This window comes from Sphingomonas sp. HF-S4 (genome assembly GCF_032911445.1).
Lineage (GTDB): Bacteria > Pseudomonadota > Alphaproteobacteria > Sphingomonadales > Sphingomonadaceae > Sphingomonas > Sphingomonas agrestis.
In genome coordinates this window covers 824,414-846,596 of record NZ_JAWJEJ010000001.1, presented here as the reverse complement: position 1 = coordinate 846,596, position 22,183 = coordinate 824,414, and the positions used below count along the sequence as shown (strand labels likewise).

At 67.4% G+C, this 22,183-nt stretch carries 14 protein-coding genes; 12 read left to right on the top strand and 2 right to left on the bottom strand.

The genetic code is table 11. The features are described from left to right. Nucleotides 1-98 precede the first annotated feature (98 nt). Together RZN05_RS03645 and RZN05_RS03640 are read left to right on the top strand one after the other, a co-directional pair. On the top strand, nucleotides 99-2,411 hold the full coding sequence (locus RZN05_RS03645; RefSeq protein ID WP_317225262.1) for a TonB-dependent receptor: 2,313 nt from the start codon (nucleotides 99-101) through the stop codon (nucleotides 2,409-2,411). A 10-nt stretch (nucleotides 2,412-2,421) separates the two neighbouring features. Next, on the top strand, nucleotides 2,422-4,041 hold the full coding sequence (locus RZN05_RS03640) for an alkaline phosphatase D family protein (protein WP_317225261.1): 1,620 nt from the start codon (nucleotides 2,422-2,424) through the stop codon (nucleotides 4,039-4,041). 175 nt (nucleotides 4,042-4,216) lie between these two features. On the opposite strand, the gene RZN05_RS03635 is transcribed toward RZN05_RS03640, so the two are convergent. Further along, a complete protein-coding gene (locus tag RZN05_RS03635) occupies nucleotides 4,217-7,042 on the bottom strand; it encodes a TonB-dependent receptor domain-containing protein (protein WP_317225260.1) in 2,826 nt (941 codons plus the stop codon). A gap of 239 nt (nucleotides 7,043-7,281) precedes the next feature. Between RZN05_RS03635 and RZN05_RS03630 the strand changes: the two genes are divergently transcribed. The 10 genes from RZN05_RS03630 to RZN05_RS03585 all read left to right on the top strand — a co-directional run bounded on the left by RZN05_RS03630 (nucleotide 7,282) and on the right by RZN05_RS03585 (nucleotide 19,995). After that, nucleotides 7,282-8,214, top strand: coding sequence for an ABC transporter substrate-binding protein (locus tag RZN05_RS03630; RefSeq protein ID WP_317225259.1), 933 nt, complete (start codon nucleotides 7,282-7,284; stop codon nucleotides 8,212-8,214). Between the two features lie 399 nt (nucleotides 8,215-8,613). After that, nucleotides 8,614-8,775, top strand: a complete 162-nt coding sequence (locus tag RZN05_RS03625; RefSeq protein WP_317225258.1) for a hypothetical protein — start codon at nucleotides 8,614-8,616, stop codon at nucleotides 8,773-8,775. Between the two features lie 132 nt (nucleotides 8,776-8,907). Then, the gene (locus RZN05_RS03620; protein ID WP_317225257.1) at nucleotides 8,908-11,556 is read left to right on the top strand and encodes a lantibiotic dehydratase; all 2,649 of its coding nucleotides are present in this window, start codon (nucleotides 8,908-8,910) and stop codon (nucleotides 11,554-11,556) included. Continuing rightward, nucleotides 11,549-12,607, top strand: coding sequence for a hypothetical protein (locus RZN05_RS03615; RefSeq protein WP_317225256.1), 1,059 nt, complete (start codon nucleotides 11,549-11,551; stop codon nucleotides 12,605-12,607). The genes RZN05_RS03620 and RZN05_RS03615 overlap by 8 nt, the downstream gene beginning before the upstream one ends. Next, nucleotides 12,604-14,247 (top strand): hypothetical protein, encoded by a 1,644-nt coding sequence (locus RZN05_RS03610; RefSeq protein ID WP_317225255.1) that lies wholly within the window; start codon nucleotides 12,604-12,606, stop codon nucleotides 14,245-14,247. Before RZN05_RS03615 ends, RZN05_RS03610 begins: the two co-directional genes overlap by 4 nt. A 92-nt stretch (nucleotides 14,248-14,339) precedes the next feature. Next, on the top strand, nucleotides 14,340-16,106 hold the full coding sequence (locus RZN05_RS03605; protein WP_317227556.1) for a TOMM precursor leader peptide-binding protein: 1,767 nt from the start codon (nucleotides 14,340-14,342) through the stop codon (nucleotides 16,104-16,106). Nucleotides 16,107-16,129: 23 nt separating this feature from the next. Next, nucleotides 16,130-17,368 carry a nitroreductase family protein gene (locus RZN05_RS03600; protein ID WP_317225254.1) on the top strand — a complete coding sequence of 413 codons (1,239 nt, stop codon included), beginning with the start codon at nucleotides 16,130-16,132 and terminating at the stop codon, nucleotides 17,366-17,368. Further along, nucleotides 17,365-18,192, top strand: coding sequence for a thiopeptide-type bacteriocin biosynthesis protein (locus RZN05_RS03595; RefSeq protein ID WP_317225253.1), 828 nt, complete (start codon nucleotides 17,365-17,367; stop codon nucleotides 18,190-18,192). Before RZN05_RS03600 ends, RZN05_RS03595 begins: the two co-directional genes overlap by 4 nt. Before the next feature lie 10 nt (nucleotides 18,193-18,202). Next, the gene (locus RZN05_RS03590) at nucleotides 18,203-19,201 is read left to right on the top strand and encodes an ABC transporter ATP-binding protein (RefSeq protein ID WP_317225252.1); all 999 of its coding nucleotides are present in this window, start codon (nucleotides 18,203-18,205) and stop codon (nucleotides 19,199-19,201) included. 29 nt (nucleotides 19,202-19,230) lie between these two features. Next, nucleotides 19,231-19,995 carry an ABC transporter permease gene (locus RZN05_RS03585; RefSeq protein ID WP_317225251.1) on the top strand — a complete coding sequence of 255 codons (765 nt, stop codon included), beginning with the start codon at nucleotides 19,231-19,233 and terminating at the stop codon, nucleotides 19,993-19,995. Here RZN05_RS03585 and RZN05_RS03580 read toward each other — a convergent pair. Then, nucleotides 19,992-22,178 carry a TonB-dependent receptor gene (locus RZN05_RS03580; RefSeq protein WP_317225250.1) on the bottom strand — a complete coding sequence of 729 codons (2,187 nt, stop codon included), beginning with the start codon at nucleotides 22,176-22,178 and terminating at the stop codon, nucleotides 19,992-19,994. The genes RZN05_RS03585 and RZN05_RS03580 overlap by 4 nt on opposite strands. Between the last annotated feature and the right edge of the window lie 5 nt (nucleotides 22,179-22,183).

The window sequence follows — 22,183 nt, the reverse complement described above, 5'->3', positions numbered from 1 at the left end:
ACAATGTCGCAACCAAAAAAATCACAACCGTAACAAACTTGCCGCGTGCGCTTCACATCCCGTGTCCAGCAGCCCCGTCACCAACTCGGGGAACAAACATGAAAAATCGTATCGCGTTCGCGGCGCTGCTCGCCACCACTGCCTTCATCGCCACGCCGGCCCTCGCCCAGAGCGCCGTCGAGGACAATGCCACCCCGCGCGACGAGAACGACATCGTCGTTACCGCGCAGAAGATCGAGCAACGCGCGGTCGATGTGCCGATCACCATCTCGGCGCTGACCGGCGAGCGGATGGCAGAGATCGGCGTGAGCGACCTCGACGAGCTGTCGAACTACATCCCCGGGCTCAACATCCAGGAGCAGAGCGCCAACAATCCCGGCATCGTGATCCGCGGCATCACGTCGGACTCCGGGTCCGCCCAGCAGGGCCCGCGCGTCACTCTTTATTATAACGGCGTCGACATCTCGCGCTCGCGCGGCTCGTACCAGGCGGTCTACGATCTCGAGCGCGTCGAAGTGATCAAGGGCCCGCAGGCTACCCTTTTCGGCACGGCTTCCGCAGTCGGCGCGATCAGCATGACCTCGGCCCGTCCACGCGAAGGCTATTCGGGCGAATTGACCGGCGGCTACGGCAATTACAACACCACCCTGCTCTCGGGCTATGTCAACGCCGGCACGGACGTGCTCGCCGGCCGCCTTGCCTTCGAATGGAAGACCCGCGACGGCTATGTCGAGAATTTGTCGCGCAACCAGCGCAAGGATCTCTACGCGCAAGACCAGCTCGGCATCCGCGCCTCGGTGCGCTACGCACCGATCGACGCGCTCACCGTAGATCTGATCGGCACCTATGACCGCCAGCGCAACGGCGGCACGCCGTTCATCTCGCGCGCGCTGCCGACCCAGGCAGGTCCGGGCAATCCGTTCGGCAAGGCCAATCTCGGCGGCTCGCCTGTCTCGCAGGCAGCGCTCGGCGAGGACCAGCTCGGGCTCTACCGCGACGTCTATGACATCAACCTGACCGCAGCTTGGGAATTCGCGCCGAACTTCACCTTCACGACGGTCAACGGCTATCGCAATTTCGATAGCCTGGAGATCTTCGACGCCGACGGCTCGGCCGCTTGGTATCTCGAATTCGGCGAATATTCGAAGGGCTGGCAGGCGAGCCACGAGGGCCGCTTCGCCTATGCCAGCGATACGCTGCGCGCATCGGCGGGCTGGAACTTCTTCGTCGAGGACAATTTCCAGAACGTGCCCTTCTCGTCCGAGGAAGGCACGTTTCTCCAGTGCGCGGCGCGCGCGATCCCGGGCCTGCCCTGCATCGATGCCAGCGGCGTCGTGCGCGCGGCACAGGCTACGTCGATCCTCACCGGCGGGCGCGCGACTGCGATCCCCTACACCTCGGAATTCGAGAATCAGGGGCGCAACGCCAGCTATTCGGTATTCGCGGACGCGACCTGGATCCCAACCCCTGCGCTCGAGCTGACCGCGGGCGTCCGCTTCCTGCTCGAGGACCGCAAGTCGGGTTATTTCGCCCGCGTGCCGCGCCCGGTGCTCAATCCCACTGCGACGTCGCTGATCTCGGGCCAGATCGATACCGGTGGTCAGACCTTCACTGCCAAGGATCATTTCTCGGCAGTGCTGCCGCGCTTCAACATCCTCTATCGCCTCAGCGACGATGTGAACGTATTCGCCACGGTGTCGAAGGGCCGCCGCTCGCCGGTCGTCCAGCTCAACGCGCGATTGGCCAATGGCGCCCCCGCCGCCAACCTCCAGCTCGTGCCCGAGGAAGTGGTGTGGAACTACGAAGCCGGCCTGAAGGCCAGCCTGGGCCCGATATCGGGTTCGCTCGGCGTCTATTACCAGAAATATGACGGCTTCCAGGTGAGCGTGGTCCAGCCCAACGGCACCTCGCTGACGCAGAGCGCCGGCGCCGCGAGCAATCTTGGCGTCGAGGCTGAAGTCGCTATCCGCCCGACCAAATGGCTCAATGTCTTCGGCAACGTCGGCTATATCGACGGCGGCATAGACGAGAATAACAGCTTCGCGCCGGCCTTCTCGGGTGCGCGCTTCCGCCTCCAGCCCGAATGGCAGGCGGCGGCGGGCTTCACGATCAGCGCACCGCTGCGCGGCGGTACGCGCCTGTTCGCCACGCCGAGCGTCACGCATCGCAGCCGCATCTTCTTCGAAGTGCCCAACAACATCGCGATCTCGCAGGGGCCGGTGACCTTGGTCAACGCGCGCGCCGGCGTGAGCTTTATGGAAGAGAAGTTCGAGATCGCGGCCTATGTCCGCAATGCCACCAACGAGCGCTATCTGCTCGACGCGGGCAACACCGGCGGCGGCTTCGGCATCCCGACGTTCATCCCGGCCGAACCGCGCTTCTACGGCGCGCAGTTCACCATGCGCTTCTGAGGGACCGGAAATGACTCTCAATCGACGCAGCGCGCTCGCGCTGATCGGCGGCAGCGCGGCACTCGGGGTTCCGGGTGCCGCGCAGGCTGCGGCCACGGGCAGCTTCGCACATGGGGTCGCCAGCGGCGACCCCGCAAAGGACGGCGCGGTGCTCTGGACCCGCATCACTACCGAGGGTGGCGACGTGCCGGTTACCTGGCACGTCGCGGAGTCGCAGGACGGCAAGCCGCTCGCCAGCGGCAAGGCCACCGCCCGCGCCGCCGCCGACCACACCGTCAAGGTCGAGGTCACTCGGCTCAAGCCCGGCCGCGACTATTGGTACTGGTTCGCGCTCGGCGACCAGCGCTCGCCCGTCGGCCGCTTCCGCACCTTGCCGGTCGGCGCGGTCGACCAGCTCGTCCTCGCGGTCGCCTCGTGCCAGCTCTATCCGGGCGGGCTGTTCAATGCCTATGCCGACATGGCGGCGCTGCCCCGGCTCGACGCGGTGCTCCACCTCGGCGATTACATCTACGAATATGGCGCGGACGAATATGGCGCCGATATCGGCCGCAAGCTGGGACGCCTGCCCGATCCGCCGCACGAGATCGTCAAGCTCGACGATTATCGCCGTCGCCACGCCCAGGTGAAGGCCGATCCCGACATGCAGGCGGCGCACGCCCGCGCGGCGTTCCTCTGCGTGTGGGACGATCACGAAGTCGCCAATGACGGCTGGATCGGCGGCGCCGAAAACCACGACCCCGCCAAGGAAGGCGACTGGAAGGCCCGCAAGGCCGCAGCGATGCAGGCCTATTTCGAATGGATGCCGATCCGCGATCCCAAGCCGGGCAAGCCCTGGGAAGCGATCAATCGCAGCTTCGAATTCGGCAATCTCGCGACGCTGGCGATGGTCGAGACGCGGCTGCTCGCGCGCTCGCAGCAGGCCGAAGTCAAGGGCGGCACGCCGGGCCCGGCCGAATATCAGGCTGTGATGGCCGAACGCGCGCGTCCTGAGCGCGAACTGCTCGGCGCCGAGCAGCAGCGCTGGCTCGAGAACGTCCTCGCGTCCTCGGTTCGCGCCGACAAGCCGTGGCAGTTGCTCGGCAACCAGGTGGTGATGGCGCGCGTCGCCGGTCCGGACCTGAGCGGTTTCGCCGCGCGGATCGCCCAATTGCCCGAAGGCTATCGCGGGCGACTGCAGGCGGCGGATGCCGGCTACAAGGCCGGCCTGCCGTTCAACTTCGACGCATGGGACGGCTATCCCCCGGCGCGCGAGCGGCTCTACGCCGCCTTCAAGCGCGCCGGCGCGAAGCCGATCGTGCTCGCGGGCGACAGCCATGCCGCCTGGGCGAACGACCTGTACGACGATGCCGGCACGCTGGTGGCGTCGGAGTTCGGCGCTACCGCGATCACCAGCCCGTCCTACGGCTCGCTGCTCCCGGGCCTGGGCACGGCCCTCGCCGAAGCGAACCGGGAGGTCGCCTACTGCGACCAGGACAGCAAGGGCTATACGCTGCTGACGCTGACCCCCACCGCAGCAACCGCGGAGTTCGTCACGGTCTCGACCATCCTCAAGAAGCCGTTCATCCGCTCGGTGGCCGCGACCTACCGCGCCGCCCCGGCCGGAAAGCGCACGCCGCTAGAACGCGTCTAGGTGATGCAGAATACTCCCCTCCCTGCTTGCAGGGAGGGGCTGGGGGTGGGTGCGCGCGTCTGCGCGCTCAAAAGACTCAATCCGCATCTCGCCAAAAACAGAAACGGCCGGGGCATCGAGCCCCGACCGCTTCTAAACCACCCCTCCCTTGCAGGGAGGGGGACTTGGGCACTCCCTAAAACCGGAACCGCGCGCCAATCGCATAGGTCCGCCCGATACGATCGTAGAATACCGATGACGCATAGCTCGGCGCGGTCACGGCGTTCGGGGTCAGCGGCGGCGCGGCGTTGAACACATTGTCGACCGTACCATAGAGTTCGATCGCCTTGGTCAGCTTCACCCTGGCGTTGAGATCGACATACGTCCGCGAAGGCACGTCATTGTCGGCGATATCGACGCCCTCAACATAGGTCACGTTGAGCTTGCCGCCATCGACGTAGCGGACCAGCGCCCCAAGCGAGAAGCCGTCCTGCGCATAGTCCGCCGACAGCGATCCGCGCCATTTGGGGATCCCGCCTGCCGGCCCCAGCGTACCGGTGCTGCCCACCGTCCCGGCGAAATCGGTGGTGACGCCATTGCTGGTGATCGTGAGTTCGCTCACATGGGTGGCGAGCCCGCGCAGCGACATCCTGCCACCGCCGAGCGCGAAGCCATAGGCGGCTTCGATGTCGAACCCCTTCGCCGTGGATTGCGCGGCGTTGATCAGCGTCGCCTCGACGCGCGTGATGACGTTGCCGTCGAAGGTGACCGCACGGCACAAATCGGTCTGCTGCAGGCGAAGACACCCGTCGACGATCTGCTGGCCGGTCAGCGACGCGATCGCATCCTCGATCTTGAACGAGAAATAGTCGAACGACAGTCGGAAGCCCGGTATGCCGCCCGGCTGGAACACCACCCCGCCGGTAAAGGCGCGGCTCTGCTCGGGCCGCAGCCCGGGATTGCCGCCCGTGAGCTGCAAGGTCGAGAGCGCGACATTGGTCACCGGATTGGTGATCGTGTTGATGAACTGGTTCTGGCCCGAGAACAGCTCGTTGATATTGGCGGCGCGGATGTCGCGCGACAGCGTCGCGCGCAGCCGGATCGCATCGATCGGCTGATAGTTGGCGCCGAGCTTCCACGTCTTGACCGTGCCGCTGGTCGAATAGTCGGTGATCCGCCCCGCCAAATTGACGTCGAGCGACTGGCCGAATCCGGAATCGCGCATCAGCGGCACGACCAGCTCGGCATAGGCCTCCTTGACGTTCAGGTCGCCGGCAAACGCCTGTGGATTGACCGTCTTCCACGCCGAGCGCTTCGAGCGTTCGTCGTTGGTGGCCACAACCTTCTCGCGGCGATATTCGGCGCCGACCGCGATCGAGACGTCGCCGGCCCAAGTCGCGAAGGGCGAGCCCTCCACATTGGCGGCATAGACATCCTGTTCCTGGTGGGAGTCCAGCACCGCGGTGCCGCCGATATAGTCGAGCGCGGCCTGCGAGACCGATCCCGCGCCGAACAGGTTGATCGGCACGCAGCTTCGGATGTCGCCATAGGGATCCTGCGCCGCGCTGGGGTTGGGATTGTTCCGCAGCGCACGGCAGATCGGCTGGCCCGTCGCCGGATTGATCACCGAATCGACACCCAGGTTGAAGCGGTTGTTGTCGCGGTTGTTGCCGTCCTCGCGATAATAGCGGACGCGGCTGAACTGCGCCGAGACGTCCCAGCGCCAGCCACCGCCGATCGTGCCCTTCGCGCCCAGGCCATAGCGCTGGACGGTATTGTCCACGGTGTTGAAGAATGCCCCCTCCTCCGCGCCGACCCGGCCGATGCGGAAGCTGGTCTGCGCGTTCGCGGTCAGGATGTCGCGGATCTGCGTCGGCAGAAACGCATTGTCGCGCTGGATCACGATCGTGCCGTTGTCGGTCGCAGTCGTGCCGTCGGAATAGATGTCGGCGCGCGAATAGAGCGCATCGGCATAGAAGCTGAGCGTATCGCTCGCATCATAAGTGAGCCGCGCGAACCCGGTGGCACGCTCGATGACGGGGGAGATGTTCGAAGTCGCCGACAGGGTCGCTCCGTCGCCGCCCGACATGAAGGTGCCGCCGACATAGCTGCCGCGGGCAAAGGGCAGCACGGTGCCGCCCGGTCCGAATTGCAGGTTGCGCAGCGGCGCGATGCTGTTCGACGCGGTTACCCCGCCCAGGGTCATCTGCGAGAAGCGCGCATCGGGTGCGATGACCAGCCGCGTCTGCCCCGCCGTGCCCGGATAGCCGGGGTTGGTCAGCGTGGCGTAGTTGCCCCGCGCCCAGGGTCGCGAGGCCTGGGAAAGCTCGCCCGAATCCCGGAAATAGTCGCCCGCGGCGACGAGATGGAACCCGCCGAACGCCTTGCCGAACGCGAGCGACGCCGCGGGCTTGTAGTGGTCGCCATAGGTCGACTGGCTATATTGCGCCGATCCCTTCACCCCCTCGAAGCGGTCGTCGAGGAAGACGTTGATCACCCCCGATACCGCGTCCGAGCCATAGGCCGCCGAGGCGCCACCGGTGACGATCTCGAGCCGCTTGATCAACGCGGCGGGGATGACGTTCGCGTCGATCCCGCCCGTCGGGTCGGTCGCCGGGAAGCGGCGCCCGTCGAGGAGGACCAGCGTACGGTTGGGGCCGAGACCGCGCAGGTCGAAATTGCTCGCGCCGATCGGCTGGCTCGATTGGCCCGTATTCTGCGCGGGCTTGAGCGCGGGCGTGTCGAACATGATGTCGGAAAGGTTGCGGACGGCCCGGCTCTCGAGCTCCTCCTGGCCGATCGCGGTGACCGGCGTCGGCGCCGTGAAGCCGCTGACTCGCGTGCCGGTGACGAGGATCTCGGGCTCACTCGCCGGCGCCTCGGCCTCCTCGAGGACCGGAGCCGGTTCCTCGCTTTGCGCCGATGCGGCACTGGCCATCGTCAACGCGACCAGCACCGCGGCTGCGCGCAGTCCAGGACGCGCATGGCGGATACGAATTTTCCGATCGTACGAAGTACGCATTGCGACCCTCCCCTCCAAGCTGCCGGCCTCTCGAAGGGCGTGGCTAGAGCGTGACAATCGCACGACGGGGCAAGGGCGCGTCCAATCGTTTATCGCAGCCGAAACGATACCCGACCGGCATTATACCGGATGCAATTATACATATACAAATAACAGGAAAGGAGGGATAGCCTATGCCGCGAATCCGAAGCGCCCTGTCCGCGCTGGCAGCCACCTTGTTGCTATCGTGCGCACCGAAGATGGCTGCTCCCGCACGCGCGCCCGCGGTGCCGCTCAAGATCGTCGGCCGTCCCGACGTGATGGAAGTCGGTCCGGTGCTGTATGCGGTGCGCCAGGCCGGACCGGCGGTGGCGACCTACGCCAGCGGCAGCGTCGACAATCTGTTCAAGGCGGAGGGCGAGGCACCCGCCGGCGGCTTCGATCACGCGCCGGGCCGCGCCGACCTCGCCGCCCAGGCCGAGACGCAGGCGCTGCGCGCGTCGCTCGCCAATCCGGACCTGCGGATCATCCTGACGATCACCGAGGGGCTCTATCGGATCGTCGCCCGCCGCTCGGCAGGCATCGCGCGGATCGAGGATCTTCGTGGCAAGCGCATCGCCGTGTTCGAACGCACCTCCGCCGCCTATTTCGCCGATCGGATGCTGGCCAAGGCAGGCATCGCTACTGGCGAGGTCGTGCTGGTGCCGATGCGTCCGCGCGAGATGGCGCCGGCGCTGACCGCACACAAGATCGATGCGATCGCGATGTGGGAACCCGAGAGCGAACGCGCGCTGGTCGCACTGGGCGATGACGCGGTCACCTTCTCCGACCCCGAATCGTATCGGGAACTCTACAATCTGAACACGACTGCGCAGGCCCTCGCCGATCCCACACGCCGCGCCCAGATCGTCGCCTTCGTCCGCCGCCTGATCGCCGCCTCGCGCACCGCCACGCACGAACCCGCCAAGATCTGGCCACTGCTCTCCACGACGAGCGGCTATCCGGTCGCGCTGATCGGCGCCTCCTGGCACCACCACCGTTTCCCCGCCGCCCTGCCAGACGACATGCTGGACGTGCTGGTCGAAGAAGAGAAATGGCTGGCGGCGCAGGCAGGCCGAGCAGCCCGGTCGCGCGCGAAGCTCGCGCCGCTGATCGATCGCTCGGTGCTGGAGGAAGCGTTGCGCGGCAGATAGCCTGCGTCTTTGCTTCCACGGCGCGAAGCGTGTGAAGCGTAACGCGATGGGCACCCGGCAGCGGTGAATCAGGTCGAGCGGTTCGGCGACGCACCAGCTTTAGGTTGGCAGGTGATTCCTCGACGGCGTACCGACGCGCGATGGACCGCAGCGAAGCGGTCACCTGGCCTTCACGACTGGTCGCGATCTGATCGCGACAGCCAAACCGCCCGAAGTCGATTCCAAGAATTCGAATGCGGTTCATTTTGACAATAGAGACTCGCGGTTTTCCGACCATTTTGATTTTCCCAGTAAATACCAGGGAATACAAAGCATCCATGCGGCGTTGACTGTAGATGCCGCAAGAATAGCCTCCCGATGTCTGACGCAATTTGCGCAGGCATAGCAGTGGAGAAGATCATGGATACGACCACCGAGTTCGACCTCGACGATCTCGACCTCGACGCCATCGAAGTCGTTGCCACCAGCGGCTATATGGCGATCCCGGAGACGGGTGCATCGTGCTGCCACAATGGCTCGTCCTGCAGCGGCTCGACCCAGACGGAAATCACTCCGGGCTGATCGTTCCCGAATCATGGCGACGCGTCGGATCACCGCATGAGGTGTAGGCCTCGTGTCGCGTCCGGCGCGTTGTTGCCACTGCAATCGCTTCAGTTCGCCGAGGGGGAACAGGTGGACGATCCATCCTGCGTTATGGCGGGGACGCAACCGATCCAGGCGCCCGCCATCGACATCGAACCGGCCGAGCACGCGCGCGGCGATTTCGACGCGCGCGTGCGGTGGCATCCCCATTTCGTCCTTCGCATCGGCGGCGAGCCCGTCGCCGCAGCGCGTGCGCTGCGCTCGGGTCTGACGGCCGCCGCGCACGATCGGCTGGGCCAGGCGCGCGCGCAGGCCCGCAAGGACGCCGCAGCCGCCTGCGCGCTGATCGAAGCAGCCGTCGCGCAGACCGACGAGCGAACGCGGATCCGGAACCTCCTCCAGCTAAAGCGCGACCTCTTCAACCTTCGCCTGCCGCAGCCGTCGCTACTCACCTCGCTGGGCCCATATATCGACGAAATCACGCGCGGCCCCATCGAGGCGGTCACGGAGCTCGCGGCGTTGGAAGATGCCCGCACATGCGCCTATCAAGGCGATCTCGACGTCGAGGCAGCGGTGCTCCGCGGGGCCGCCGTGCTGCCCAATCTACGCGCGGCGCTGCGGGCGAGCAGCCCGCCGCTCGACCAGGCCATCCGCAAGCTCGAAGCCGGCGAAACGCCCCGCCGCAAGGATATGGCGAACCTCTATCTGGGCCTATCCAGCTTCCTTACCCGTGCGACGCTCAAGACCAGCCCCAAATCATCGCTGACTTTAGTGGCGCTCGGCACCTGGGACCAGCAAGGCGGTGCCGACACGCTTGCCCTGGCGCTGAACGATATCGCCGTGCGCCGTGATGTTCGCCTGCGCGAAAGCGTGATCGAGCGCGCGTTGCGCCCGCTGCTCGCAAGCGCCTCGCGGCTGGCGTCCCACACGATCGTTACCGCTAACCCGACCATCCTGATCGTGGGCGAACTGGCCGAGTGGCAGCGCATCGCCTGGTCCGAGACGCCCGAGTCCGAGACCTTCGGAATCGCTGCGACCACCAACCGCGTCCGGCTCGCGCCCGGCTTGCTCGGCATCGTTCGAGACCTCGCTTCGGCACCCATGCCGCGGACGCTCGTCGACTATGCGGGCCATCTGCGCACTCATTTTGATATAGGCGAGGCCGAACGGATCGATGCGCTGATCGAGCGGCTAGTGTCACTCGACCTGCTCGTCCTGCGCAATGAAAATCCGCAGCAGGGCGAGATACTCGACCGCGCCCGATCGGTCGCAGCATCCCTCCGCCGCCCGCTTGCCGACGAGATCGCGAAAAGGCTGGACGAGCTTGCCGCCGCTCGGCCGGCGATGGTCGAACCCGTACTGGACGAGCTGCTGTCGGAGGCTGGCGCCTCTGTACGCGCCGCGCAGATGCGCCCGATCCTTCACGAAGATTGTGTCATCGAATCCCCTGCGATCCGGCTCCATCGCAACGCGGTCGGCGACCTCCGGACAGACCTGGCCGATCTGCTGATGCTACTCCCGCTGCTCCGCGGCTATAGCTGGGCAAGCGCCTGGGTGACCCGTCACTTCGTGGCGCAGTTCGGCACGGGCGGACAATGCCGCGACCCCATTGCATTCCTTACGGCCACTGCCGAACTGATGGCCGCACCTAGCGAAGATCCTTCGGCAGCGCCGCCTTGGCACTCGGACACCGTGCCCGACGATCCCGACGCGCTGGCACTCGACACGGTCTCGTCCGACTTCGCCGATGCGCTGCGCGATCGCAACGCCGGCACCGAGGATTGGACGATCCCGGGACACCTCGTCCGCCGCTTCTTCGAGCGTATTCCCGCAAGCTATCGGCGGCGGGCACGGTCGCACTGCATCAACGGCCAGTTCCTCATGCAGGCCGGCGCCCGGCACTTCCTGGTCAACGCCGTCTATCCCGGCAATGCCCGCATGACCTCGCGCTTCCTCGATCACGGCGACGCGGTGTCGGCATATCTCGACGACCTGGCACCTGGACGCACCATCGCAATCCCCGGCGTGTTCGGCTTCAACGCCAATCGCCATCCCCGATTATGCGATTCCGAAATCTCGATCCCGCTCTACCCCGCCGACTTCGCCGGCACCGATCACGTTCCGGTCCACGCCTGCCGCCTGCGCCACGATCCTCGGCGTAACCAACTCGTGCTCGAAGGCCCGGCCGGCGAACGCCTAAACCCCTATTATTTCGGCATCCTCAATTCCTGGGCGCTGCCGCCGGTGCACCGGCTGCTTGACTGGACCAACGGCGCCACCGACCTGCCCTTCTCGATCGGGAGCGGCGTTTTTGCGCGCGAGCGCGGCCCGGCAAGGCAGCAGATCCAGACCCGACCACGACTGCGCCTGGGCAAGCTGGTGCTGGCGCGGCGCACGCACCGGATCGCGATCGAGGCGCTGCCCGATCCGACGATGTCCGACTTGGCCTTTTACGTCGCACTGCGCGACACGTGGCGCACGCACGACCTGCCCCCGAAGGCGTTCTTCCATGCGTCGAACACCCAGTCCTCCCGCCCGGACGGCGATCCTCGCCCCGTCAAGGCACGCAAGCCGATGTATCTGGACATCGACAGCGTATGGCTGGTCAAGGCATTCCAGCGTGCGCTCCGCAACATGCGCGGACACGTCAGCATCACCGAAGTGCTGCCCGAGCCGGGAGACACGCCGGTCTCGATCAGCGGCGAGCCCCATACGGCGGAGATCACGATCGAGCTCGGCGTGAGGGAAGCCGATGTTTGAGCGCGCGATCCGCACCGCCTGGTTCGAGCCCGACGCTTCGCCGCTCGTTGCGGCGGCGTGCCCGATCCTGCTCGACGTGCGAAGCGCTATGGGAACCCGCGGCTTTCTTCGCATCCACTGGGCGCGCGGACCGCATCTCGACTGCGTGATCGAGGAGGATGCTGCCGATCTGCGCGACGCCGTGCATGCGCTCGCAGCCTGGGTCGAGCGGCATCCTTCGACCACGCCGCTGCCTTCCGACTTCGCCGAACGATCGCAGCGGATGGCCGATGCCGAGCAATGGTCCGGCCCGCTGGAGCCGCTACTCGACAACAATTCGGTCGCACTGATCGCCAACGAGCGCGCCACCTTGTGGGGGTCGGAACCCCTCTGGCAGGCCGCCGCCGGGTTCCATTGCGAAATCCTGCCCGATATCGCGGCACTCGTCGCGGTGAAGCAGCGCGCGCGCGGCACGTTCCTGATTGCGGTGGCACGCCGCCTCGCCGCGATCGGCAGCATCGCCGAGAGCTGCGAATATGCCTTTTGGCCGACTTCCTTCTCCGCGCACGCGCGCCTGTTCCTCACCGCGCACCCGACGATGCGCCCAAGTTTCGAGGAGGCCTGGAACCGGCTGCGGGCACCGGCTGTCCGCGCGATCGGCGAAATCGTCTCGGGAGACGCCCCCGATCTGGCCGGCTGGCTCGGCGCCGCGGCGAGCCTCGACGCATGGCTGAAGGTGCTCCAGGCCCAGCCGGGAGCGCCCATCGCGCCGATCGAAGTCAACAATCCGCTCCATATTCAGGACACGCTCGGCTCCGCGGCGCAAGTGTCGCAGCACCTGCATGCGATGTTCGACACCGAACGGCTGGCGGCCGTCTTTGCCTCGCCGCTGCACCACCGGTTCCGGATCGTCGTCAACGTCGCCTATGAAGCCTTGGCATGCGCGACGATCACCCCGGTCGAACGCGCGCTTGCCTGCTATCTGCTGTCGCGCGCCGTAGTGGAGGATTTCCCCGCTGTAGCCGCGCAGGCCACCGAACGCGTCCGGGTGCTCGCCGGAGCGCCGATATGATCGAAGGCCACCTGTTCCCGCGCGTACGCGCCGGCGTCCATGTCGATGCGGTGCCGCCGTGCCGCGTGATGCTCGGGGACACCGACCTGCGATTCAAGGGTGTTCCCGACGCACTGGTCCGCAACATCATCGCGCGCTTCGACGGCCGCCTGTCGCTCGACGAACTGCGCGCCGATTATGGCCGCGCCGCACCTGTAGTGGCGCTTATCGCGACCGAGATGCGAAAGCGCCGGATGCTGCTCCTCGCCGAGGCGAGCCGCGACACGTGGGAAACGGCGTCCGAACTAATCGCTACCCCGAGCCGCGCCTACATCGAGGACCGCGCTGCCGATCCCGCGACCGCGGCGGCGCGCTGGCGCAGCGATCCGATCCTCGTCAGCGGACAGGGCCCCAGCTTCGTGATGGCAGTGTCGGCGCTGGCCGATGCAGGGGCCGGCGAACTGATGATCGGCGCGAACGATGCCGACGAGCGTGCCGAGATCGAACATCTGCTGGCAGGAACGCATTGCCGCCACCGCTTCGTTGATGCCGCCAAGAGGTCCGCTGCTACACTACACGTCCGCGTTATCGACGGCGACGTGTACGAGGACGCGGTCGCGCGCGACGCTGGGGGACCGCGGATCCTGGCGGGCATCGTACGGGGTGCCGGTGTGGTCGCGCGCGCCAGGGCGGGCGAGGTGCCGGTCCGGCCGCTGCTTCCCGTCGGGTCGGCGGAGGCAGTGAGCGGCTATGCGCGGACCGTTATCGGCAATCTGGCGGCCTTCCAGGCGCTCGACGCAATCATCGCTGGCGAAGTGCCGCTGGCCGGCGTCATGGTCGTTCGTGCCGATGGCGGGCTCTATGCCGCCGATCCCGGCCCCGGTGCCGCACCTTCGCTCGACGATCGGATCCGCTCGCCGTTCCAGTCCGAACGCGAACAATGGGTGGCAATCGCGCGGCCGTTCCTCGCCGCCCCTGCCCCGCTCCTCGGATGGGCGGACGAGGCGGCCCTGCCGTCCTTCCCGATCGCGCATCGCGGGCTTCGCATCCTGCCGGAAGGCGCCCTGGTCACGGCATGGGCGGCCTCGCCGAGCGAAGTCACCACGCGAGCGATCCGCGCCGCGCTGGAAGCGCTGGCCGACCGGCTGACCGGTTCGGCGGGGCATGCCGCCGGGCGCTCGCAGGAGGAATGGGCGGAGCGCGCTTATATCGCCTGGGCCGAGCGGCAGGCTCCGGTGGCGGCCGATCCTCCCGCGTCCCGGCGGCTACGCTACGACGATGACGATGACATCGCGTTCCGTACGCTGGTCCGCCTCACCAGCCTGTACCTGGGGGAGCAGCCGGCGATCGCAATCGGCATCGACCCGGGCTCGGGACTGCCCCGCGCGGATGTAGCCGCGGGCGGTTTCCGGCGGTTCGCGCTCGGCCGCAGCGCACTGCACGCCGCTATCGAAGCGCTGGGCCGGATCCTCAGCGCGCTCCAGCTGGACCAGCCGTCGACCCTGCCTGCATCGTCCAGCCTGGCGATCCTTCCCTGCGATCTCGACCTTCGCCAGGAGGTAGCGCTCCGTCCCGAGCAGTGCGGCCTCGTCCCGGAAATGCTCGACGAGCTGGGTGGGCTACCAGTCGACGGCTTCGTCCTCGGCAGGTTCGTCGCGTGACGAGACCGCGCCCCCGTTTCGCCGGCCCGGCGACTCCGTTTGCCACCGCGCTTCGGGGCGCACTCGACCGGCAGCCCGTCCTCCCGTCCGACATGCTGATCGCAACGTTTCCGTTTCACGAGGCGGAGACGGCGCTCCACCACGAAGCCGCCGCGCATGCCGATGGCCGCACGGTCTGCCACCTCGGCTATGACCGGACGCGCGTGGTGATCGGCCCGATCGTCGCTCCGGGAGGTGCGCCGTGCCTGCGATGCGCGCGGCTTTGGGCGCCCGTGCTCGGTCTGGACGAGAGAGACCCGCAAGCAGCGCCGCCGATGGCTGCCGCCCTGATCGCGGCGTTGCTCGCCCGCTTCGCCGAAACCGAACGCCCGGATCCGCAGCCGTGGCGCCGCATGCTGTGGTTCGACCTAGAAACCTTGCTTCCCGCCGAGCATCGGCTGATGCCACATCCCGACTGCCCGCGCTGCGCGGCCGTCCCGCCCCCGTCCACCCTTGGCCTGCGCGAGGACGCGCCGGCGTCCGCCGAAAGCTGGCGTGAGCGCGACAAGCCCAGCCTCGCCGCGCTGACCGAGCGGCTGGCCGACCCACGCTTCGGGCTGGTGCGGCATTTCGAGCGCGAGACCGAGGCGAAGGCGCATTCGATGACCTTCGCCGCCTTTGCCGGCCGCAACGACCCACGGCAACTGGAGATCGGCGTCGGTCGCACCGGCTGCCAGGCCGACGACCGCGCCGTCGCGATGCTGGAGGCACTCGAGCGTTTCTCAGGCTTCCGGCCGCGTGGCGCCACTCCGAAGATCACTGCACGCTTCGCCGACCTCGCCGAGCATGCAGTCGACCCGCGTCACTTCATCCTGCCCAAGGCCTCGCAGCAGCAAGAACCCGGCTATCGGCTCGAACCATTCGATCCGGATCGGAAGTATAAATGGATCAAAGCCTTCTCGCTTCGCCGCGGCGCAGAGATATATTTGCCGTTGCAGCTCGCTTACTACGACCTTCCACAGAATAGCGCCGACAGGGAGCCTCTATTTGTCTCCGAAACCTCCAACGGATGCGCGCTTGGCGCAAGCTTCGAAGAGGCGGCACTTTTCGGCTTGTTCGAGGTGATCGAGCGAGATGCCTATTTCTCCACTTGGTACGGACGCGTGGTGCCACTGCCGATATCACTCGACGAACGGGACGACCTGTACGCTCGAGGCATGGTCGCCCGTATCGAGGAAGCGGGGTTCGAGGTGTCGATCCTCGATATCGGCGTCGGGTTGCCGCTACCCGCGATCGCAGTGCTCGCGATCGACTCGCGTCCCGAGGCGCCCGTCGCCAGCATCGTCTCGACGGGCGCGCATCCGAACGCCGTGCAGGCGCTCCGCGGCGCGCTGGTGGAAGTCTGCACGCGCCTCCAGCACCGCGCACCCGGCGAGATCGCGGCCCTGCGCGCCCAGGGTGCGGCGATGCTGGCCGATTCCTCGCGGGTTCGAAGCATGGACGACCATGCGACGCTCTACAGCCATCCCGACAGCCTCGCGCGCCTGCAATTCCTGCGGGGCGGTAAAGACGGCCGTTCGCTCCGCGAGACCTCCGCCGCTTCCGTCCTGCACGGGACGGCGAACCTGACGCGCAGGCTCCGCGCGCTTTCGGAAGCGGTGCTGGGGGTGGCGGAGGATGTGCTGCTCGTGGACATGTCGAATTCGCTGACGGCGTCGGTCGGGCTGCGCTGCGTCAAGGTGCTGGCGCCGGGACTGCTGCCGGTGACCTTTGGGCATCAATATCGCCGCATCGACCGGGCGCGGCTCGCCAGGATCGATCCGGCGCTGCGCCGCGACACCCAGGGACATGCCCCGTGGCTACCGCACAACTTCCAGTAACCGAGCCCGGACATCGCGATCCGATGCGCGACCATCTGCTGGGCACGACCCACCGGAAGGACGCGCTGCGCGGCGAGCTCTGGGATCGGCTGCGCGGCCAGCTCTACGCACGCCCCGCCGAGACGTCCCCGGCGCCGCGGCCAGCATTCCGCACCGTCGCTACGGCCGGGCCCGACCTCGAAGCCACGCCGTCCCTCTCGTCGCTGCTGCGCCACGCGCTCGGCATCCTGCGCTGGGAGCCGCTCAACCCCAATGCCGAGCATCGCGCGCACGCCTCGCCAGGAAGCCGGTTCACCGTCGATGCGATGCTGTCGGTGCGCGGCGCGGGAGAGACCGTCACCTATCGCTACATGCCGCGCGACCACGCGCTGGTGCGGGTCCTCGACCGCCAGCGACCGGTATCCGAAGGCAGCGTCGCGATCACGCTCTCGTGCGACTTGGCGCGTTGCGCCACGCCCTATGGCGAGCTGGCTTATTGCCTCGGCGTGCTCGAGCTCGGCTCGGTCCTTGCCCAGCTCGCACTGGTAGCCGGCAGTTTGGGCTTGCCGCTCGATCGAGTCATCCTCGACGGCGAAGGCCCACGCGTGACTGCAATGCTCGGCGCGCCCGAGATCGCCATTTGGCTGCGCGACGCCGCGGACCACCCGCGCACTGTTTTGACACAGGACTATCCCCCCCTCGCGCTCGGCGAGATGCCCCTGCTCGCCGCAACCCTGCGAACGCATTTCCCTGCGATGACGGTCGAGCATCTGACGGCGTGCTGGCCCGCCAATGCGCCCTGCACGCTGTTCGACGCCACGCGGCGCCGCTCCTCCGGCCTTCGCCTCGATGGCGGCGCGTCCGCAACGCCCGACAGCACCCGGCTCGCCCGATGGCGCGACCTTGCCACGGCAACGGTCGAATCGTTCGCCGGACTGGAGCGCCATAGCGTGTGCGTCGACATCCTGATGCCGCCGGATGCGCAGGCGCGCGCCTGGGGATATGCCGCACCGCCCGGCGCAGCGGTTGTCACGCTGAGCGCAGACCTTGACCACTATCTGCGCAGGTTCGGCGACGGCGCGGTCTTCCACATGCATCTTGCCGTCGGGATCGCGAGCCAGGCGATCGCGTTGGCGAGCGCGGCGATGGGGTTCGCCTGCCGCCCGATGCGCTCGTTCGATCATGCCGCGGCCGACGCGATGCTGCCGATCGAGCATTGGTCGGTATTGCAGCTCGTCGTCTGGCAGGACGCGGCAGTCAATCCGGGCTTTGCCACCGCATGACCGCGGTGCTGAGCCCCATACAGACGATCTGGTCGGCCGATCATGTTTTCATATCGCCGGGGGCGATGAGCGATGCCTTCCTGGTCGACGTCGCCGCACCTTTCCTCAAGCAGCTCGACGGCGCCGGCGACTGGTTCTTCATCCGCTATGGAGAGGGCGGACCGCATCTGCGCATCCGCGTGCGCGTCGAGCATGAGGACGTCGCCGCGCGGATACATCGCCGCTGGTGCGAGGCCGCCCCGGCCTATGTCGATTCGGGCGACGTTATGGGAGGCGTCCGCCGCATCGCCTACCAACCCGAGATCGCGCGGTACGGCGGTCCGCAGGCAATGCCGCTCAGCGAGAGGGCATTCTGCCGATCGACCGCGCTGTCGCTCGGGATCATCGCGGCCACCTCGGGAGATATGGAGCGGCGAATCGGCCAGGCGATCGGGATCATGATCGCGTCGCTGCGCAGCCTGACCGACGATCAGGCTGAGATCGGCCGCATCCTGCGCGATCATGCCGCGGGCTGGGAGCGATGGTTCGCCGCGGTCGGCTGGCCGGTCACCGACGAAGCAGCACCGGTAGCATTGCGCGATCCCGCGACGGTCGAAGCCGCGCTGCACGGCCCCGCCGGCCCGCCACGCAGCTATGGCGCAGCGTGGCAGGCCTGCCTCGCCGCGCTACTCGACGCGCTGCAACCGCCAGCGCCAGGCGTGGCCGGGCCGGAGGATATCGTCCGCTCGCACCTTCACATGTTCTGCAACCGATTGGGCGTGTCCCCGGCCACCGAATATCACTTGGCCCGGGCAGTCGGCGGCTTCATCCAGCAACGACGATAAGGGGAACCCCATGCGACACTTCGCCGCCACCGCCATCGCTCACGAAACGCTCGGCCCGATCGTCGCGGTTAGCAATGTCACCAAGCACTACGGCCAGCGCGTCGCGCTCGACGGCATCAGCTTCCGCGTCGATCGCGGCGAGATGGTCGGGATATTGGGACCCAACGGCGCGGGCAAATCGACTCTGCTGCGCCTGCTGCTGCGCCTTAGCACCCCGACCAGTGGCGAGATCGAAGTCGCCGGGCATGGCCGCCACGCGCGCACCGCCGACGTCGCACGCTCGACCGGCTATGTCGCGCAGGACAGCATGTTCGACTATCGCGCCACGCCGCGCAGCGAACTCACCTTCCAGGGCCGCCTGTTCGGCCTGCCGAAGAAGCAGGCGCAGCTGCGCGCCGAGGAACTCCTCGCCAATGTCGGCCTCGACGCCACCGGCGACGTCCGGATCGTCACGCTCTCGGGAGGCAACCGCCGCCGGCTCGACATGGCGATGGCGCAGCTCCATTCGCCCGAACTCATCATCCTCGACGAGCCGACCCAGGGCCTCGACGTCGAGAGCCGAGCGCAGATGTGGGATACGCTCGAGCATCTCGGCGCGAGCGGCGTCACCATCCTGTTCTCGACGCACGACATGGCCGAGGCGGAGAAGCACGCCCGGCGATTGCTGATCGTCAAGAACGGCAAGATCCTGGCCGACGACACCACCGCGGCGATCTGCGCCGCGCACCGATCCGACATGCTGATCCTGACGATCGAGGACACCGCCACACCCGGCCTCATCGAAACGGCGCGGCGCTTCTCGACGGACGAACCGTGGATTGCCGAGCGCCACTTGTTCGTGCCGATGGCAAATGCCCAGAAGGATGGATTGCTGGTCGCGGAGTCGCTGCGCGCCGCAGGGGCCTCGATCGTCGAGTTCGAGATCAAGCGGCAATCGCTCGAGGCCGCCTATCTCGCGATCGCCAAGACGCGGTTCGACAAGCCGCAGCCCCGCCCGCGCGGTCGCTGATCCCCCTCCCTGCCTTCCAGGAGACGATGATGCAGTCCGCAGCCCTGATCACCGGTCGAGCGCTCAAATTCTCGATCCAGTCACCCTTCTACCTGATCTTCTCGCTGGCCCAGCCGCTGATCTGGCTGCTGCTGTTCGGCAGCCTGTTCGCGCCGGCGATGGCGAGCCTCTCCGGCGAGCAGGGCACCGGCTATATCGCCTATATCGCGCCGGGGATCGCAGTGATGTCCGCCGCGATGGGCGCCAGCTTCGCAGGCATTCAGGTCCTGTCCGATCTCCAGCGCGGGGCGATGAACCGATTGTTCTTCTCCCCTGCCTCGGACATCGCGATCGTGTGCGCGCCGCTGCTGCACGCGGGCATCGTTTCGGGCGTGCAGGCGGCGGTGCTCATCACGGTCGGGCTCGTCGCCGGCGGCACGGGGGTATCGCTGCCTGCCATCGCCGCGACGACGGTGATCGGCTTTCTGCTCGGCGTCGGCTTTTCCGGGCTGTCGGTGGCGGTCGCGCTGCATTTCCGCCAGATCCAGGCGATCATCGGGACGATGAACTTCCTTACCTTGCCGCTGACCTTCCTGTCGAGCGTGCTGATTTCGCACGCGACGATGCCCGGCTGGATGGCGATCGTCGCCTATGCCAATCCTATCGACTGGGGCGCCTCGCTCGCCCGCTTCGCCAATGGCAGTCCGCTCTCCGAACTGGCGCTGGCCCGCAACAGCGTGTTCCTGTTCCTGTTCGCGCTCGCGGCCTGCGCGCTCAGCGTGTTCACGCTGCGCCGCTATCGCCAATCCTTCTAGAAATTGAGCGAGAGGCCGAAAGTGACGACGCGTCCGGCAAAGCGCCGGTAGCGGGTGGAGCCATCCGCGGTGAGGATCTGCGAGGCGGCGTTGCGGCGGTCGAGCAGGTCGCTCACCGACACGAAGCCCAGCGGGCGCAGGTTGCGAGACAGCGCGATCGGCCGGGCGGCGCTCGCATCGAGGCTGAAATAGCGCGGCAGCCGCGCCGCATTCACCGGGTCGACCAGCGGTACCGCCTCGCCGTCGGGCCCAGTCTCGATCGATCGCACGCGCGTGAACGGTGCGTGGTCGCGCGCGGTGGCGGCAAGGTTCAGTCCCCAGACGCCCGCCTGGTAGCGCGCCGAAGCGCGGGCGATATAGCCGAAATCGTTGCTCCCGGTGACGCGCTCCCCTGCCAGGTGCAGCCGCTGGTGCACCCGCGCGAACGACAGCTTGGTCTCCAGCCGGTCGATCGGAGAGGCGTTGGCATAGGCCTCGACTCCGGTGGTCACGGTGCGCCTGCCGATGCCGGTCAGGCTGTCCCCGAAGACATAGAACCGCCCCTCGCGCAGCGCCGAGCGGGTGGCGTCGCTCGTCTCGTCGCTATGATAGGCCGACAGCCCCAGGCGCAGCCGCGGGACGGTGAAGCTGTAATTCGCCTCGGCCTGCCGGCTGACCGACCGCGCGAGCCCGCCGAAATAGGCGAATTGCGGCATCTCTACGCCGGCATAGTGCCCCAGCGACACGATCAGCTTGTGTCGGCGATCGGCACTCGACACCGTCCCGCTTGCCTGGAGCGCGTACCCGCCGCCAAGACTGCTCGACAGGATGTGTCGCCCGCCGAGGCTGACCAAGGCCGCCGGGCCCAGCCGATAGGAGGCGAAGGCGTAACCGGACACGTCGCCATTGCGGTTGCGCGAACGCGGCGGAGCATTGTCCGCGATCGGGATGCGCGAGCCGGCGACGGCCTGCGCGCTCGCCTGGTGGACGTGATCGCGGTCGATGCCGGCGCGCACGGTCAGTTTGCCGTCGAGCGCGTCGGCGGCAAGATCGAGCGAAGTGAAGAAATAGCGATTGCTGCTCACCGACGACCAGCCGGCAAAGGCCTGCCGCGTCCGCGTCCAGGTGTACGCGGCGTTGAGCGTCAGCGCGGCGGGTCCTACGCCTGCGGCATAGGAGGCGAGCAGGCGAAGGCGACGCGCGGCCTGGACGAATGCCTCGGTCGAGCTCAGCACGGTGTCGGGATAGCGCCCCTCTTCGCTCTCCGCCTGGGCGAAGACGCTGAGCGCGGAGGACGGGCCCACCGTCGCCCGGCCAACCAGCGCGGCGCTGCGCAGATGCAACCGCGAGACGAGGTCGGAAAGGCTGGGATTGACCGAAAGCTGCGGCTCGAAATCGGAATAGAGCCCGGACAGCGTGGCGAACGAGCCACCGTCCGGCGAGACGAAGCTGTTGGTCAGCCCGATCGCTGCGCTGTTGACCGACAGATTGCCGCCGGCGCTCGCCGCGCTGGGCGGTAGCGCCCGCAGCGCACCGCCGGTCGAGCCGGCCAGATAGGCGGGCGGATTGCCGGGATAGACCTCTACATCCTTAGTGTTGGCGAGGTTGAAGATCGAACCGCCCTGCGTCGTGCTGTCCAGGCTGCCGCCGCGCACGAACTCGAACACCGGGATGTCGCCAAGGTAGAGCCGGCTGATCGACGCGCGCGTCGCGCGCAGGTTGAGCGTCGCGTTGGGCGCCGCATTGGTGCTCGACGGCAAGTCGTTGGCGGCGAGCACCGGATCGGCATTGGCGCGAGCATCGGTCACGATGTCGAGCAGCGAAAGCATGTGCGGGCTGAACGGCCGCGACACGCGGCGCGCGATCACGACGATGCTGCCCTCTTCGCGCACAGGCTCGAGGCGAACCACCTGGTCGCGCGGGCTAGCGGGGTCGATGCGGACGCTCGCATCGCGATAGCCGATCGCCGAGATGCGCGCATTCACCGTCCCCCAACGCTCGATCAGCGCCTGGTCGATCGAGGCGCGGCCGTCACCGTCCGAAAGGAGCGCGATCGGCGCTTCACCGGGGACAGGCGCGACGAGAAGTATCTCGGCAGCGTCGATCGGCAGGTCGTCCGCGCCGGTCACGCGCAGCACCATGCCCTGCTGCGCCGACGCGATGCTCGGGCAGGAGAGCGCGCAGAGCAGGACCGCTGCGCGCATCGGCG

Bases quoted from the DNA above. Each gene is read 5' to 3' on its own strand.
- RZN05_RS03580 (WP_317225250.1), bottom strand. From the start codon at position 22,178: ATGCGCGCAGCGGTCCTGCTCTGCGCGCTCTCCTGCCCGAGCATCGCG.
- RZN05_RS03610 (WP_317225255.1), top strand. From the start codon at position 12,604: ATGATCGAAGGCCACCTGTTCCCGCGCGTACGCGCCGGCGTCCATGTC.
- RZN05_RS03630 (WP_317225259.1), top strand. From the start codon at position 7,282: ATGGCTGCTCCCGCACGCGCGCCCGCGGTGCCGCTCAAGATCGTCGGC.
- RZN05_RS03605 (WP_317227556.1), top strand. From the start codon at position 14,340: ATGCTGATCGCAACGTTTCCGTTTCACGAGGCGGAGACGGCGCTCCAC.
- RZN05_RS03635 (WP_317225260.1), bottom strand. From the start codon at position 7,042: ATGCGTACTTCGTACGATCGGAAAATTCGTATCCGCCATGCGCGTCCT.
- RZN05_RS03615 (WP_317225256.1), top strand. From the start codon at position 11,549: ATGTTTGAGCGCGCGATCCGCACCGCCTGGTTCGAGCCCGACGCTTCG.
- RZN05_RS03640 (WP_317225261.1), top strand. From the start codon at position 2,422: ATGACTCTCAATCGACGCAGCGCGCTCGCGCTGATCGGCGGCAGCGCG.
- RZN05_RS03600 (WP_317225254.1), top strand. From the start codon at position 16,130: ATGCGCGACCATCTGCTGGGCACGACCCACCGGAAGGACGCGCTGCGC.
- RZN05_RS03585 (WP_317225251.1), top strand. From the start codon at position 19,231: ATGCAGTCCGCAGCCCTGATCACCGGTCGAGCGCTCAAATTCTCGATC.
- RZN05_RS03645 (WP_317225262.1), top strand. From the start codon at position 99: ATGAAAAATCGTATCGCGTTCGCGGCGCTGCTCGCCACCACTGCCTTC.
- RZN05_RS03595 (WP_317225253.1), top strand. From the start codon at position 17,365: ATGACCGCGGTGCTGAGCCCCATACAGACGATCTGGTCGGCCGATCAT.
- RZN05_RS03620 (WP_317225257.1), top strand. From the start codon at position 8,908: ATGGCGGGGACGCAACCGATCCAGGCGCCCGCCATCGACATCGAACCG.
- RZN05_RS03590 (WP_317225252.1), top strand. From the start codon at position 18,203: ATGCGACACTTCGCCGCCACCGCCATCGCTCACGAAACGCTCGGCCCG.
- RZN05_RS03625 (WP_317225258.1), top strand. From the start codon at position 8,614: ATGGATACGACCACCGAGTTCGACCTCGACGATCTCGACCTCGACGCC.